The organism is Saccharothrix sp., assembly GCF_031180885.1.
Classification (GTDB): Bacteria; Actinomycetota; Actinomycetes; order Mycobacteriales; family Pseudonocardiaceae; genus Actinosynnema.
On the sequence record NZ_JAPSLK010000008.1, the window covers coordinates 119,865 to 135,189 of the forward strand.

Annotated in this window: 12 protein-coding genes; 4 read left to right on the forward strand and 8 right to left on the reverse strand. The window is 70.4% G+C overall.

The genetic code is table 11. The annotated features are described in order from the left end of the window. Window positions 1–7: 7 nt before the first annotated feature. The 7 genes from RIN75_RS13555 to RIN75_RS13585 are packed head-to-tail and all read right to left on the reverse strand — an operon-like array spanning window position 8 to window position 9,556. Window positions 8–640 (reverse strand): sugar transferase, encoded by a 633-nt coding sequence (locus RIN75_RS13555; RefSeq protein WP_309112236.1) that lies wholly within the window; start codon window positions 638–640, stop codon window positions 8–10. Then, window positions 637–1,842, reverse strand: coding sequence for a DegT/DnrJ/EryC1/StrS aminotransferase family protein (locus RIN75_RS13560; protein WP_309112237.1), 1,206 nt, complete (start codon window positions 1,840–1,842; stop codon window positions 637–639). Before RIN75_RS13560 ends, RIN75_RS13555 begins: the two co-directional genes overlap by 4 nt. Continuing rightward, a complete protein-coding gene (locus RIN75_RS13565) occupies window positions 1,839–2,963 on the reverse strand; it encodes a glycosyltransferase (RefSeq protein ID WP_309112238.1) in 1,125 nt (374 codons plus the stop codon). The genes RIN75_RS13560 and RIN75_RS13565 overlap by 4 nt, the downstream gene beginning before the upstream one ends. Continuing rightward, window positions 2,960–5,386, reverse strand: a complete 2,427-nt coding sequence (locus RIN75_RS13570) for a glycosyltransferase (protein ID WP_309112239.1) — start codon at window positions 5,384–5,386, stop codon at window positions 2,960–2,962. Before RIN75_RS13570 ends, RIN75_RS13565 begins: the two co-directional genes overlap by 4 nt. After that, entirely contained in the window at window positions 5,383–6,720 is a 1,338-nt protein-coding gene (locus RIN75_RS13575; RefSeq protein ID WP_309112240.1) for a nucleotide sugar dehydrogenase, read from the reverse strand. Before RIN75_RS13575 ends, RIN75_RS13570 begins: the two co-directional genes overlap by 4 nt. Then, entirely contained in the window at window positions 6,717–7,673 is a 957-nt protein-coding gene (locus RIN75_RS13580) for an NAD-dependent epimerase/dehydratase family protein (RefSeq protein ID WP_309112241.1), read from the reverse strand. Before RIN75_RS13580 ends, RIN75_RS13575 begins: the two co-directional genes overlap by 4 nt. Continuing rightward, entirely contained in the window at window positions 7,670–9,556 is a 1,887-nt protein-coding gene (locus RIN75_RS13585) for a nucleoside-diphosphate sugar epimerase/dehydratase (protein WP_309112242.1), read from the reverse strand. The genes RIN75_RS13580 and RIN75_RS13585 overlap by 4 nt, the downstream gene beginning before the upstream one ends. Before the next feature lie 581 nt (window positions 9,557–10,137). Between RIN75_RS13585 and RIN75_RS13590 the strand changes: the two genes are divergently transcribed. From RIN75_RS13590 to RIN75_RS13605, 4 genes are all read left to right on the forward strand, one after another. After that, on the forward strand, window positions 10,138–11,589 hold the full coding sequence (locus RIN75_RS13590) for a polysaccharide biosynthesis tyrosine autokinase (protein WP_309112243.1): 1,452 nt from the start codon (window positions 10,138–10,140) through the stop codon (window positions 11,587–11,589). Window positions 11,590–11,955: 366 nt separating this feature from the next. Next, on the forward strand, window positions 11,956–12,792 hold the full coding sequence (locus RIN75_RS13595) for an LCP family protein (protein ID WP_309112244.1): 837 nt from the start codon (window positions 11,956–11,958) through the stop codon (window positions 12,790–12,792). After that, window positions 12,789–13,424 carry a hypothetical protein gene (locus RIN75_RS13600; protein ID WP_309112245.1) on the forward strand — a complete coding sequence of 212 codons (636 nt, stop codon included), beginning with the start codon at window positions 12,789–12,791 and terminating at the stop codon, window positions 13,422–13,424. The genes RIN75_RS13595 and RIN75_RS13600 overlap by 4 nt, the downstream gene beginning before the upstream one ends. An 84-nt stretch (window positions 13,425–13,508) precedes the next feature. After that, window positions 13,509–14,336 (forward strand): FkbM family methyltransferase, encoded by an 828-nt coding sequence (locus RIN75_RS13605; RefSeq protein ID WP_309112246.1) that lies wholly within the window; start codon window positions 13,509–13,511, stop codon window positions 14,334–14,336. Between the two features lie 416 nt (window positions 14,337–14,752). Here RIN75_RS13605 and RIN75_RS13610 read toward each other — a convergent pair whose 3' ends face one another. After that, window positions 14,753–15,271: a MarR family transcriptional regulator gene (locus tag RIN75_RS13610; protein ID WP_309112247.1), complete on the reverse strand. Its 519-nt coding sequence runs from the start codon at window positions 15,269–15,271 to the stop codon at window positions 14,753–14,755. Between the last annotated feature and the right edge of the window lie 54 nt (window positions 15,272–15,325).

A 15,325-nucleotide genomic window follows, 5' to 3' on the forward strand; every position in this document is an offset into this window, starting at 1 on the left:
ACTCCGTTCAAGGTTGGGGAGGGATCGGGAAGCCGGGGTTGGTTCCGCCCGCACCGACGATGCCGCGCGGCCGGACGAGGTGGCCGATGGTGCGCAGGACGATGCGGAGATCGACTCGCCAGCTCCGGTTCTCGATGTACCACAGGTCGAGTTCGATGCGCTCGGGCCAGCTCAGCGCGTTGCGGCCGCACACCTGGGCCCAACCGGTGAGGCCGGGGCGCACCACGAGGCGTCCCCTTTGGCGGGGGCTGTAGTGGCGCACCTGCTCGGGCAGGGTCGGCCTTGGGCCGATGATGCTCATCTCGCCGCGCAGGACGTTCACCAGCTGGGGCAGTTCGTCCAGGCTCATGCGGCGCAGCGCGCTCCCCAGCCGGGTCTCGCGTTGGCAGTCGGGCTGGCCGGGTCGGTCCGGTTCGCGCATGGTGCGGAACTTGAGGATGGTGAACTCCTTCCCGTGCAGCCCGCAGCGGCGTTGGCGGAACAGCACTGGCGAGCCGAGCCGCCAACGGACCAGCCCGGCGACCACGGCGATCACCGGCGCGAGAGCCACCAGGAAGGCCACCGCGAGCACGATGTCGAGTGCCCGTCGGACGCGATCACGGGAGATGTCGGTCCCCCGGGAACGGGAAGGACCGGTCATGCCGTCGCCTCCCCCAGCACCTTGGTCAGCGCGGTCGCCGTGTCGACCATGTCCGCGGATCCGAGCGTCGGGTGGACGAGCAACTCCAGTGATGTCCGCCCGAGCCGTGCCGCCACGGGTAGCTTGCTCGGTGTTCCGGGTACGGCGTCGAAAGCGCGTTCGCGGTAGATCTCGGTGCACCCGCCTTGCCGGCAGGGGACGCCTTCCGCGCGGACGGCGTCGACGACCCGGTCCCTGGTCCACCCGGCGGCGAGGCGTTCGATGCGCAGGCGCACAGGGAACCTGTAGTAGGCGTGCTCGACACCCGCGGGTGGCTCGGTGAGCTCGACCGCGGGTTGGCCGCGCAACACCTCCCGCAACACCGCCGCGTTGGCTCGGCGTTGTCCCACCCAGCCGTCGAGCTTGCGCAGGTGGTTGCGTCCGATCGCGGCCTGCAGCTCGGTCATGCGGGCGTTCGTGCCGAACTTCTCGTGCAGCCAGCGGAACCCGGACGCGTGGTCGATCCGGTGGACGGCCGACCAGCTCTTGCCGTGGTCCTTCAACTCCCAGCACCGGCGCCACAGCTCGTCGTCCGACGTCGTGACCGCCCCTCCTTCACCGGCCGTGGTGAGGATCTTGTCCTGGCAGAACGACCAAGAGGCGATGTCGCCGAGGCTGCCCACCGGACGTCCCCGGTGGACGGCTCCGTGCGCCTGGGCGCAGTCCTCCACGACCCGCAGGTCGTGGTGTCGAGCGAGTTCGAGGACGGGATCGACGTCGGCCGGGTGCCCGGCCAGGTGTACCACGACGATCGCGGCGGCGCGGTCGGTGATCGCCGCCTCGACGGTGTCCGCGGTGAGGCACCCGCTGACGGGGTCCACGTCCACGACGACGGGGCGCGCTCCGCATGAGACGACGGCGGAGGCGGTCGCGATGAAGGTGGCGGCGGGGACGATCACGTCGTCGCCGCGGCCGACCCCGATGGCCCGCAGCGCCAGTTCGAGTGCCACGGTGCCGTTGGACAGGGCGACGGCGTGGCGGGTCCCCACGGCGGCGGCGAGCTCGGCTTCGAAAGCTCTGCCGTGGTCGCCGGTCCAGTAGTTGACCCGGCCCGAGGCCAGCACCGCCCGTGCGGTGTCGAGGTCGTCCTCGTCGAAGTACGGCCACGGTGGCACGGGCGCGGTCCGCACCGGCGTCCCGCCGTCGATGGCGAGCCGGCTCATCGGAGACCTCCATGCGGTTGGCGTGCGGTCCACACAGTCCTCCACCACTGGTCGTCCGAGGAGATCGCGAACGGGGAGAAGCGGACGCCCTCACTGATCAGCGCGCGCTCGCAGTCCGGCGTCTCCGCCAAGGCCAGCGCGCTGTACGCCCACACCAGCGGTCCGGCCTCCAGCGGCAGCACGGTGATCCCGCACAACTGCGTCGCGAGTTCGCGCAACCCTGGCAGGTCGGACGCGAGCACGGGCACGCCCGCGGCCAGGGCTTCCAGGACGACGTTGGGCAGCCCCTCCCGGCGCGACGGCAGCAACAGCACATCGGTCGCCGCGAGCACGTCCTCCACCCGATCGGTGTGGCCGATCAGGTGCACCGACCTGTCCGACGCGACCGTCGGCGAGACCGCCTCCAGGTCGGCTGTGCCACCGGGTCCGACGAAGGTCAGACCGACGTCGGGGTGCAGCCGTCGCGCCTCGGCGTGCACCTCCAGCAGGAACGCGCGGTTCTTCTCCGGCGAAGCGCGTCCGACGTGGGTCATCATCACCGGACCGCCGTCCGCGCCCCGGGACGTCCGGCACACTGAGGCGAACCGGTCGACGTCGACCTTGTTCGGCACCACGCTGAACCGGGCGTCGCCCTCGGGCGGTGCGGCGAAGGCCAGTGCCGCTCGGGTGACACCGAACACACTGGTGGCCGCCCGGCGCAACAACGCGCGCAGTACAGCGCGCCGTGCGCGGCACGCCATGGTGTCGGGGCGTCCATCGCCTTCGCTTCTCATTTGGGCTATCCGCACGTCGACACCGGCGAACGCCGCGACGGTGAGCACGAGACCGCTCACGAGACTCACATGCGACTCGACCACGTCCGGCCTCAGCGCGCGCAGCAGACGCCACAACCGGAAAGGGAACGTCCACTTAGGACTCAACGGGCACCGGTGGATCCGCGCCCCCGCCGCTTCGAACTGCGTGGCGAGCAGACCTTCGCGCTCCCCGAGGGTCACGAAAGTCAGGCGGGCCTGGTCGGGCGGAATGGTGCGGCACTGCCTCAGCGCGATCGTCTCGACGCCACCGCGATCGAGTGTGCCGAGGACGTGGACCACCTCGACCGGAGTGGCGCCGTCGCTCACGTGGCCCTCCCCTGTCGTGCTCCGCGCACCTGCGCGAGCCACGCCGAGAACTGCTCGTCCAGCAGCGACGACTCGAAGGTGCGGGCGAGATCGAGGTTGCGGCGCGACTGGCATTCCCACGCCTGCGCATCGGTCAGCAGCCACCGCATGACCCGGGCCAGCGCCTCGTGGTCGTCGGCGTCCACGAGGCAACGGGGGTCGAGCAGTTCCGGGATCCCGCCCACCCTCGTCCCCACGGCGGGCAGCGCACGGGCCATCGCCTCGACCAGCGCCCGGGGCAGCCCTTCGGTGCGGGACGGCATCACGAACAGGTTCGCGGCGTCCAGCAACTCGATGACGGACCGCCGGTCGTGGACCGTGCCGGTGAAACGCACGCGCTCGGCCAAGCCGAGCGACGACGCGAGGTCGACCAGTTCGCCGTGTTGCCTGCCTCCGCCCACCACGACCGCCCGCACGTCGAGCCCTTCGCCCGTCAGCCGGTGCAGCGCTCGGAGAAGCACATCGTGCCCCTTGTAGTGCTGTTCATGGCTGCCCACGGCGATGACGTCGAACGACGACGGCGACCACACGCGGGGGGACTCGACGAGCGACTCGGACCTGATGACGACGCCGGCCAGTCCGATCGTCCGCGCCCCCGCAGCGGCGGGATAGCGCTGCTGCAACGTGGTTTGGGTGACGTACCGCACCGCCGACGCGCCGCGCACGACCCACCGCATCTGCGCCCGTGCCGACCGCGCCGCGGCCCGGCCCGCCCGCCCGAGCGTCCCCGAGGCCAGCACGTCGTACGGGTCGCCGACCACCTCGACCGCATAGCTGCGGCGCAGCGCCATGCACACCAGCGCGGCGACGGACCCGATCGCACCGGGCATCCGCAGGACGACCACTTCCGCATCGGCGACCTCGCGGGTCACGGCGGGCACCAACCGCGGCAGCGCGCGCACGAACCCGGCGGCGCCGCGGTAGTCCGGCAACGGCCGCACCGTGGTCCCGTTCCCTTCCACCGGGCACCCCGCGCCGCCGGGTTCGCCGCCCGCCCGGGCGACGATCCGCAACCGGTCACCGCCTGCGGTGTACCTCGCCCAAGCCTCGCGCCCGCTGACGAACTCACTGGCCGCCCACCGCCCGTCGCGGCCGCGCCCGAACCGCGCGTCGAGGAACAGGCTGACGCGTCGACCACCTGCCTCACCACCTGTGGCGGAACGCCGGACAGCCACACCCGCGGCGTCCTCGATGACGTCAGCGACCGCGACCGCCGCGCGTGCGCTGTCGAAGCGGCGAAGCACGTGTTCGCGCACGTGGTCACCGCGATCGCGCAACCTGCCGGCCGCGTGCTCGGTGTACGCGTCGTCCAGAGCGGCGGCCAGGGCATCGGGGTCGTCCGGCGGCACGATCCAGCACGACCGGGTGTCGACGGCTTCCGGCAGCGCCCCGACATCGCTGACCACGCTGGGGAGGCCCATCGCGCCGGCCTCCAGTGCGGCGCCGTGGTTGTCCGACAACGATGGTGACACGCTGAGGTCCGCGGCGGCGTAGTACGGCCGCACGTCCTCGACGGTGCCCAGCCACGTCACGGAATCGTCGCCGTCGACCCGGAACCGCGCGATCAGTTCCCGGCGGTGTCGTTCGCCCGCTTCGTCGAACCCGCCGCCGACGAGCAACAGGTGGCTGTTCGGGTGGGTCGCGCGGAACCGCTGCCACGCCTTCAGGAGCACGTCGTGGCCCTTGATGCCGCGCCCCGCGTGGAGGACCCTCTTGGGCGCGTACACCAAGGCGACCATGATCACCACGAAGTCGTAGGCGCCGGCATCGATCGCCGCGCGCACCGTGGTGCGATCGGTGCCGCTCATCGGCCGGAACTGCCTGGTGTCGACACCGTAGGGGATCACCGGCGTCTGCTCGGCCGCGCGGCCGAGTTCCCGGTAACGCCGGCCGGTGAACTCGCTGCCGCTGATCGTGACGGTGTCCAGGCGCACCAGGAGCCGTTCGACGGCCCGGATGACCCCGGACTCCATGTGGAGGGGGCCCGCGACCATGTGCACGCGCGCCGCGCTCAGCCCCGTGGAGGCGAGGCGGGCCGCCAGCGCGGACGCGTAGAGGTGGTAGTGCACCACGTCCGGCGCCAGCTCACGGAGCCGGCGGCGCAGCTCCACGAGGCCGGTGAGGGTGCGGATCGAGGGTCGGAAGCGGAAGTCGAAAGGGCTGTCCACCACGGGCACACCGCGCCGGGTGAACTCGGTGCGCAGTCGGCCGTCACCCGGCGGCAGCACCGCCACGACCCGATGTCCGCGCGCGGTCAGCGCATCGACGTGCGGGATCGTCCACATGGCTCCCTGGTTGGTCTTGAGCACGAGGACGACCCGCAATTGTCGCGTACCGGCGGACGCGGGCACACCGCGTGCGGTCGCTTGGCGCGAACGGGTCACAGGTACTCCACCTGCGCGCCGGTGAGGCGGTGACGGGTGTCGATCACGCAGTCGGCGACCCGTTCGACGAGGGCGTAGTCGACGTCCTCGTGGTCGGCGAGCACCACGACCACGTCGGCGTGCCGCAAGCCGTCCGCGGACAGCGTGACGAGCTTCACCTCCGGCGGGCACCGGTGCGGTTCGACGTGCGAGTCGACGACCTCGACCTCGGCCCCTTGTTCCTGGAGGAGCTGGACGACGCGGATCGCGGGTGATCCGCGCATGTCCCCCGTGTTCGCCTTGTAGGCGATGCCGAGGAGCAAGATCCTGCTGCCGCGCAGCGACCTGTGGCGCCGGGTGAGCGCTCGGGAGACGCGCTTGACCACGTAGTCCGGCATGTGGTCGTTGATGTCGTTGGCCAGCGCCACGAAGCGGAATTCCCGGTGCAGGTGCCGGCGGATCTGCCAGGACAGGTACACGGGGTCCACCGGCAGGCAGTGGCCGCCCACGCCGGGACCCGGTGTGAAGCGCATGTACCCGAACGGCTTGGTCGCCGCGGCGTCGATGGCTTCCCACACGTCGACGCCGAGCTCGTTGGCGAACACCGCGATCTCGTTGACCAGCGCGATGTTGACGTGCCGGAAGGTGTTCTCCAGCAGCTTGGCGAGTTCGGCCTCCTTGGGCGCGCACACCGGCACCGTCTTGTCGACCAGCCGCGAGTACAGCGCGTCGACCGCGATCAGCGAGGACTCGTTGATCCCGGAGACCAGCTTGGGTGTGTTGACCAAGGTCCACACCGCGTTGCCGGGATCGATGCGCTCCGGGCTGTAGCCGACGTCGAAGTCCTCCCCGGCGACAAGCCCGCTGCCCACCTCCAGCAGCGGGACCAGCAACTCCTCGGTCGTACCCGGGTACGTGGTCGATTCCAGCACGACGAGCGCACCGCGGGTCACGTGGGGCGCGATCCCCCGGGCCGCGGCCTCGATGAAGCTGAGATCGGGCTTCCCGTCCTTGAGCGGTGTGGGAACGGTGATGATCGCCGCGTCGAATCCCGCAGCGTCGTCATAGGACACCGACGTGCGGTAGCGCCCACTGGCCAGCGCCGCGGCGAGCTTGTCGTCGGACACGTCCTCGATGTACGAACGCCCCGTGTTCAGGCAGGAGACCCGACGGGCGTCCACGTCGAGGCCGAGGACGGAGAACCCGACCTGCACCGCCCTCATCGCGATCGGCAGACCCACGTAACCCTGCCCCACGACGACCAGTCGCGGTGCCGGCACCGGTGCGGGTGCGGCGGTCATCGCCGGTGCGGCGGTCATCGGGGGTGCCGCGGTCATCGCCGGTGCCGCGGTCATGCCGGGACCGTCGACCGCTGCGCGGTCGTCTCGACGAAGGACTGCATCCACTCGACGGTCCGGCACAACGCCACCTCCAGGGGCACGGGTTCGCTCAGCGGGAAAAGGCTGCGCAGCGCCGCTCCGGACGCCTGTGAATGCCGCACGTCACCGGTGCGCGGCGGGTGGTGGACGACGTCGAGGCGGCGGCCGAGCACCGCGGACAGCACGGCGATGATCTCGTTGATGCTGGTCCGCGTGCCGAACGCCAGGTTGATCGGATCGTCGTGGGTGACACCGCGCACCACGCTGTCGGCCAGCACCTCGACCACGGAGTCCACGAACGTGAAGTCGCGGCTCTGGTCGCCGTCGCCGAAGACGGTGAGAGGTTCTCCGCGCAGCGCCGCCCACACGAACGCCGGGATGACCGCCGCGTAGGCGTGGTCGGGCATCTGTCGCGGCCCGAACACGTTGAAGAACCGGAACGCCGTGCAGCGCAGGCCGAAGCAATGCTGGTAGGACAGCGCGTAGGACTCCGCCGCCAGCTTGCTCGACGCGTAAGGGCTCATGGGCCGGCACACCATGTCCTCCGACTTCGGCAGCACGGGGTTGTTGCCGTAGACGGAACTGGACGACGCCAGCACGACGTGCGCACCCGCGTCGCGCGCCGACTCCAGGACTTCCAGCGTGCCGGTCACGTTCACGTCGTGGCTTCGCCGCGGGGCCACCAGCGACCGCGACACCGACGGCACGGCCGCGAGGTGGACCACCGCGTCGGCTCCCGCACAGGCATCCGCGACCGCGTCGCGGTTCAGCACGGAGTCCACGCGCAGATCGACGTCGAGGCCCTCGAGGTGGGTCCGCCGTCCGGTGCTGAGGTCGTCGAGCACCACCGTCTCGACCCCTCGTCGCGCCAGCGCGCGGCACAGGTTGGCGCCGATGAAACCCGCGCCCCCGGTGACGGTGACCTTCACTGCGTCACGCTCCCGTCGCGGTGGTGCGCCCGTGGGACCGGCACGGTCCCGGCGGGCACGGTCCCGGCGGGCACGGCAGCGGCGGGCACGGCGGCGGCCGGCAGCGGCTGCTCCGCGCAGCACTCGGCCATGGCCTCGACCTCACCCAGTTCGAGCGCGAGCGCCCACAGGTGTGCCGGGTCGAGCGGGCGCGTGCTGACGTGCGAGATCGCCGGGTGCAGCGGACGGGTGTCGAGTTCACCGGGCCCGAAGAGTTCCTCGTGCAGCTTCTCGCCCCCGCGCAGTCCCGTGTAGACGATCTGGGCGGACTTGCCGGACTTCTCCACCAGGTGGCAGGCGAGGTCGGCGATGCGCACCGGGTCGCCCATGTCGAGCACCAACGCCTCTCCGGAACGCCCGATGGCGGCCGCCTGGATCACGAGTTGCACCGCTTCCGGGATCGTCATGAAGTAACGGGTCACCTCCGGGTGCGTGATCGTGATCGGACCGCCTTGCACCAGCTGTTCCTTGAAGGTGGTGAGCACCGATCCCCGGCTGCCCAGCACGTTGCCGAACCGCACGGACAGGTACCTGCCCTCGGAACGGGTGGCCGCGTCGGCGGTGAGCCGCTCACCGATGCGCTTCGACTGCCCGAGCACGCTCGTCGGGTTGGCCGCCTTGTCGGTGGAGATGTTGACGAAGGTGCTCACGCCGACCGACCGCGCGGCTTCCAGGACGTGGTGCGTCCCCAGGACATTGGTCTTCCACGCCTCCAGCGGGTACTGCTCCAGCAGCGGCAGGTGCTTGAGCGCCGCGGCGTGGAACACCACGTCCGGGCGGCAGGTCTCGAAGACGGCTCGGACCACCTCGGGGTCCCGGATGTCGGCCAGCACGACGTCCGAGGAGTCCAGCAGCGCCGAACCGTGGATGGACAGCCGGACGGTGTGCAACGCGGACTCGTCGCGGTCGAGCATGAACAGCTCGGCGGGGCCCAGCCGGTGGATCTGCCGGCACAGTTCGGAGCCGATCGACCCGCCGGCACCGGTGACCATGACCCGCTTGTTCGCCAGGACGCCGCCGATCGCGTCGATGCGCGTGTCGATCTGCCGTCGGCCGAGCAGATCGCTGACGTCGAGTTCGGGCAGGTCCGTGACGCCCGACCCGGGCCGGAACACGTCGCACAGCGGCGGCAGGACCCGCACGCCGACGCCCAGTTCCTGCGCTTTCCGGTAGAGCTCTTGCAGCAGAGCCGCGTCCGGGTCGCGCACCGCGATCACGAGGAGGGTCGCGCCGGTCCGCGCGACCACGTCCGCCAGGTCCGAGCGCCCTCCGCTCACCGGCACGCCACAGATCCGCAGCGTGCGCCGCGAGGCGTCGTCGTCGAGCAGCGCCACCGGCAGGTAGCCGCTCTCCGGATCGCTCAGCATGGAACGCACGAGTTGCCACCCGTTGCGCCCGGCCCCGAAGATGATCACCCGTTGCGCGGACGCCTGGTCCGGGCGCCGGGTGCGTTCGTGCGCCCTGCGAAGGGCGTACCGCATCCCCCACGCGGTGACGAGTGCGGCGAAGGCCGAGGTGAGGGGGACGGACCGCGGCACGAGCGGGACCGACAGGCCCGAGTCGACCACGAGGGCGACGAGTCCGACGACGATCATCACCCGCGCGAGCTGCGCCGCCTCGTCCTGGCTGCCCACCCAGTACCGCCCGCGGTACAGGTGCGCGGCCAGACCGACCGCCCACTGCAGGACGAGCACGAGGAGCAGGAACCGGACGAGGTTCGAGCCGTCGACCTGCGTCGCCTCCAACTCGAGTCTGAACCACGTCACCACGACCAGGGCGACGGCCCACGCCAAGCCGTCGACCGCCACCAGCAGGAGCCGGAGCCTCCAACCTCGCCAGGACACGGACAGCACCTCATCTCTTTCATCGTGGTCGCGCGTGGTCGACAAGCGGGGCCATCGGGAAAACCGGAAGCGAGGACCTCCGCCAGGCGTGTTCGGCACACCTTTGAGATACCGGCGATCCTCCGATGCTTTTCCCGGATGGCCACGACCGTTCGCGGGCGACGAAAGTTAGGACACGCGACGAGCGCCCCACTTACGCGGGGTCACACGAAAGAGTCGAGCAATCGTCCCCTTTTCGACCGGCGGTGCCACGCGCGCCGGGCAGGCCGGACCGCCGCAGCCAGCGATGTTCCGACACCGGTCGCGACGGTGCCGCGTAGTCCTTTTTCGGGTCGCCCTTTCGGCGGAACGACGGGTGGTCCACCCGGTTGCCCCAACGCCTCGCCTGAGCCTCTGACGTGCAGATACCGTGACTTCGGCATCGACCGGCCGGGTCACCGGGCTCGACCGGCATCACTTGTGGTCGCAGCGGGGTTGCGCTTGCATGGGTGCACGTGGAAATTCAACCGAGCTTAGTCTCGATAACGCACCGTAGACGTCATCGACATTCCAGTCGACGCCCGCACATCAAAAGGGGACCAGTGTCTCTGCGTGGATATCTTCAGGTTCTTCGAGAGCGCTGGAAGCTCGTGCTCACCGGACTTCTGCTCTGCCTTGCCGTTGCCGCAGCGGCGACGTGGACCGCCACGCCGCGCTACGCGGCCGAAGTCACGTTGTTCGTCGCCGCCAGGGGCATGAACGGAGACGCCGCCGAGGCTTACCAAGGCAGTCTCCTGTCACAGCAGAAGGTCAAGTCCTACACCCGACTCGTCACCAGTGAGCGCATTCGCCGGGATGTCGAACGCCGGGGCAGGGCAGTCGACCCGGCGACGATCGACGCGTCCGTCCAGCCGGGCACGGTGCTGCTCACCGTCACGGTCACGGACTCCTGGCCGGAGCGGGCCCGGGACATCGCCGACGCGGTGGCCGAGGCGTTCGCCGCGCTGGTCGCGGAACTGGAGAGGCCCGCGGAAGGCGGCCGGCCAAGCGTCACGGCCACACTCGTCGAACCCGCGCAGACGCCGACCAGCCCGGTCTACCCGCGCCCCGTCAACAACCTCCTGCTCGGTGCCCTCGCCGGACTCGTCCTGGGCTTCGCGGCCGCCCTGGCCCGCAACGCCCTCGACACGACGGTGAAGTCCACCGAGATGATCCAGAACCTGGTCGACGCGCCTGTGCTCGGCTCGGTCATGTTCGACCCCGACGTGCCCAACCTCCCGCTGATCGTGCACGGGAGTCCCGGCTCGCCGCGCTCCGAGGCACTGCGGCACATCCGCACCAACCTGCAGTTCATCGACGTGGACGAGCCGGTGAAGACCGTCGTCGTGACCAGTTCGCTGCCGGGCGAGGGCAAGACCACGACGGCGTGCAACCTCGCCATCACCTTGGCGCAGGCGGGGACGAAGGTCGTCATCGTCGATGCCGACCTGCGCCGACCCCGCATCGGGGAACTCCTCGGCGTGGAGTCGGCGGTGGGCCTGACGACCGTGCTGATCGGCCACGCCGGGCTCGACGAGGCGCTGCAGCCCTGGGGCCACGACGGCATGGCCGTGCTGGCGAGCGGCACGCTCCCGCCCAACCCGAGCGAACTGCTCTCCTCCCAGCACATGGCCGACGTGCTCGACGAGCTCAAGCGCCGGTTCGACGTCGTCCTCATCGACGCCCCTCCGGTGCTGCCGGTCACCGACGCCGCGGTGCTCGCCAGTCGCTGTGACGGCGTGATGGTGCTCGTGCGCCACGGCAAGACGACCAGGAACCAGGTGCACGCCACGACCGATGCGCTGAAGGCCGTGTCGGCACGCCTGCTCGGCACGGTCATGACCATGACGCCCAAGTCCGGTTCCGGTGAGGGCTACCAGTACAACTACTCCTACGGGTACCGGACCGACCCCGTCGAAATCCTGGACGGCGAAGAAGACCCGTGGCGGCAGGTCGAGGGCACCCGCACAAACCCACGGCACCAGGTCGAGATCCGCGAGGCCGCGATCGACTGACGGCGGCGGACCGCAAGACCGGCCCGTCGGGCAGCGCACGTCGTCCTGGTGGACGAGGGATCCACCGGTCCACTCCACTGGAGGTCAACCATGGCAGCCGGACAGTCCGAGCACTCCCCTGCCGGATCCGACGACGCTGGGCCACCTGGAGACGAACAGCCGCCCCACCGCCGGCATCGGCTCCGTCGTTGGAAGGTCGTCTCGACACTCGCGCTCGTCCTGTTCTGCGTCGCGCTGGGCGGTCTCTACGCGACCACCGAGCGCCTCGCCGGCAACGTGAGCCGAGTGCCCACGGTGTTCGCTCCGCTCGACCCGGCGCAGCGCCCGACGCCGGCGCCGCCGGCACCGGGAAGCGGAGCGCGACGCTTGACCTTCCTCATCGCGGGCAGCGACTCCGGCTCGCCCGACGACCACACCACGGGTAGCGAGGCGCGGGACGAGGGTTTCGACCCCCGCGGCCTGCGCAGCGACGTGATCATGCTGACCAGCCTCTCCCCCGACCGCACCGCGGCCACCGTCGTGTCCATCCCGCGCGACAGTTGGGTCACGGTCCCCGGGCACGGGAAGGCCAAGGTGAACGCGGCGTACTCGTTCGGAGGGCCGACGTTGATGGTGCAGACGGTGGAACTGCTCACCGGCCTTCGGATCGACCACTTCGCCGCGATCGACTTCGCCGGGTTCGAGGCGCTGACCGACGCGGTCGGCGGCATCGACGTGGCCGTGGCCCAACCGACCACCTTCGGCGCCATCACCTTCCACCGCGGCGTCAACCACCTGAACGGCCGCCAAGCGCTGGCGTACGTCCGACAACGCAGCGGTCTGCCCGGCGGCGACCTCGATCGCGTCCGGCGGCACCAGAGCGCGATGCGGGCGTTGATGTCGAAGGTCTTTTCCACCATGTCGCTGTCCAACCCCGTCGACACCTACAACGTCGTCGACCTGTTGACCAGGTACGTTTCCGTCGACGACACGCTGACCAACGAGAAACTGCGATCCCTCGCGTTCGAGCTGAGCGACCTCCAACCCTCGGCGGTCACGTTCATGACCGCACCCGTCAGCGGTCTGGGACAGGTGGGCGACCAGTCGGTGGTCCACCTCGACCACGGACGCGGGGCGATGCTGTGGCAGGCGTTGAGCCAGGACCGGATCGCCCAGTACCTGGAGACCAACAGGGGCGACGTGCTCGGCAGTACACCGCGGTGACCGGGAACGGCTACCGGATCCTCTTCGTGTGCACCGGGAACGTCTGCCGCTCCCCCTTCGCACAACTGCTGACCCAGTACCTGCTGGCCAAGTGGTTCCCACCGGCGGACGCCGCACGTTTCTCGGTCCGCAGTGCCGGTACCCGGGCGACGGTCGGTGCCGGCATGGACCCGTCGACCTACGCCGAGCTGGCCCGGTGGGGGCTGCGCGACGTGGCGGGCGACCGGCACTTCGCGCGTCAACTGGACCGGACCACCGTGGCGTCGGCGGATCTCGTCCTGACCGCGGAGCGCAGGCACCGTTCACAGGTCGTGGCGTTGCACCCCCCGGCGCTGCGCACGACGTTCTGCCTGCGGGAGTTCAGCCGCCTGTTGACGTCCGTGACGATGGACTCGGCTTGGCACGACCCGGTACGACGCGTGCGCGCGGCCGTCGCCGCCGCCGCGCTGCAACGAGGCATGACACCGCCGGTCGGCATCGCCGACGACTCCGTGCCCGACCCGGTCGGCCAACCACCCGAAGCGCACCGTCACAGCGCCACGCTGATCGGCACCGCGGTGTGCTCGATGGTGAAGGTCTTCATCGGGGACATCGACCCTTCCGCGGACCCGTTCGCGCCGGAGCAATCGTGATCAGCGGAGTTCCCCCGCGGTCGTCGTCGACGGACGAAGCCCTTGAGTCGCAATTGATCACACGAAGATCAGGGAGGTAGGCAGATGAACAACAGCCGGTTGATCGTCAACACGTTGCAGCGGCGGCTCGACCCGCGGTTGGTCGCAACGCTGGGCTCGGTGCTGCTCACGGTCAGGCGGCGCGAGCGCTGCGTGGTCCGTTACGCGGAGGGCAACTGGGCCCACCACTACACCAGCGGCATCGTCGTGCGGCCCGAACTGGGTGGCGCCTCGGCGCGACAGGAGGATCGAGCAAGCTGGGACACCTTCCTGTTCGGCTACCAACCCCGGGTCGGCGACACCGTGCTCGACATCGGGGCCGGCGTGGGCAGCGAGACCCGGCTGCTGTCCCGCCTGGTGGGGCGGTCGGGGCGGGTGATCAGCGTCGAGGCCCACCCGCGCATGTTCGCCTGCCTGTGCCGCACGATCGAGCTGAACGGGCTGGAGAACGTGACCGCCGTGTCGGGCGCGATCGCCGGAAGGCGTGGCACCGTGTACATCCAGGACCTGCCGAACCACGCGTCCAACGCGATCACCACCCGCCCCGGCGAGGGCTTGCCGGTGCCCGCGGAGACGCTGGGCGAACTCCTCGACCGGCTGGACGTCGACCAGGTGGACCTGCTGAAGATGAACATCGAGGGGGTCGAGCACACCGTCCTGGAGGCCGCCCAGGACGTCCTGGCCCGGGTGCGCAACATCGTCGTCTCCTGCCACGACTTCAAGGCCGAGAGCGACGGGGGCGACTGGCAACGCACCCACGCCGAGGTGCGCTCCCTGCTGATCGAATGCGGCTACCGGCTCCTGCCTTCCCGTCGTGATCCTCGACCGTGGATCCCCTACTACGTCTACGCGTCCCGACCGCAGCCACATTGAGGACCGACGCCGACGGGCACCAGGTCGGGCAGCCGCGTTCCTGCCGCGAACACCCAGCACAACGCGGAGGAGAGGTCGTGGAAACGGGCGGGAAGAGCGCGCCGATGTCCGTGGAAGGCCGTCGCCGCCGCGGTCGACCCGCACGACGGCCCGGCCAACGGCGTCGCACTCGACCACGCCCCTGGGCCCGGGCGCCGACTCCCCCGGGGCCGCCGATTCCATGCCCGAGCGGTACCCGCCCGACGCAGGACCAGCGCCCAACGCGGCGCGTTGCGGTCGTGTTGGGTCTTGAGGCGGACGCCGTCGGGCAATTCACAGGTCCCCTGACCACCGGCGAACCCGTGTTCCCGGAACACGGCGTCGAATTGCCCGACCACCGCGTCGACATCCGCCTTCGTCACGTCGGTCCCCGAACCTCAGGCCGGGCCGGCGGCGACCACGCGGCGGATGAGTTCCACCAGGAGAGCCCGTTCGCCCGCGTCCAGCACCTCGAACCACCGCGCCTCCCGCGCGTTCTGCGTCGGGAACACCCCCGACACCGCCTTCCGCCCCTCCTCCGTCAGCGCCACGAACACCACCCGCCGGTCCTGGTCGTCCCTCGACCGCACCACCAAGCCCACCTTCTCCAGCGTGTTGATCAGGTTCGACATCGCCGACCGGGTCGTCCCCGACAGGTCCGCCAGGCGCGCCGGCTGGGTCGGGCCCAGGATCCACAGCTTGAACATCAGCCGGAAGCCCGGCATCGTCCAGCCCTGCTCCCGGTGCACCAGGGCCTCGTAGTCGGTGATCAGCTTGTACGCCAGGGTCAGCACGTTGTAGGAGACGCCGAAGGCCTCGGCGTCACCACCGGATTCGGCGATGCGGTGCCGCGCGAACCGCTCGTAGTCCAGTTCGGTCACCACGTCCTCGGCGACGGGTACGTCCTGCTCAGCCACCCGCGCATCCTCGCAGGGCTCACCCCTCCGTGGAACGCGAATGCGGCACACTTG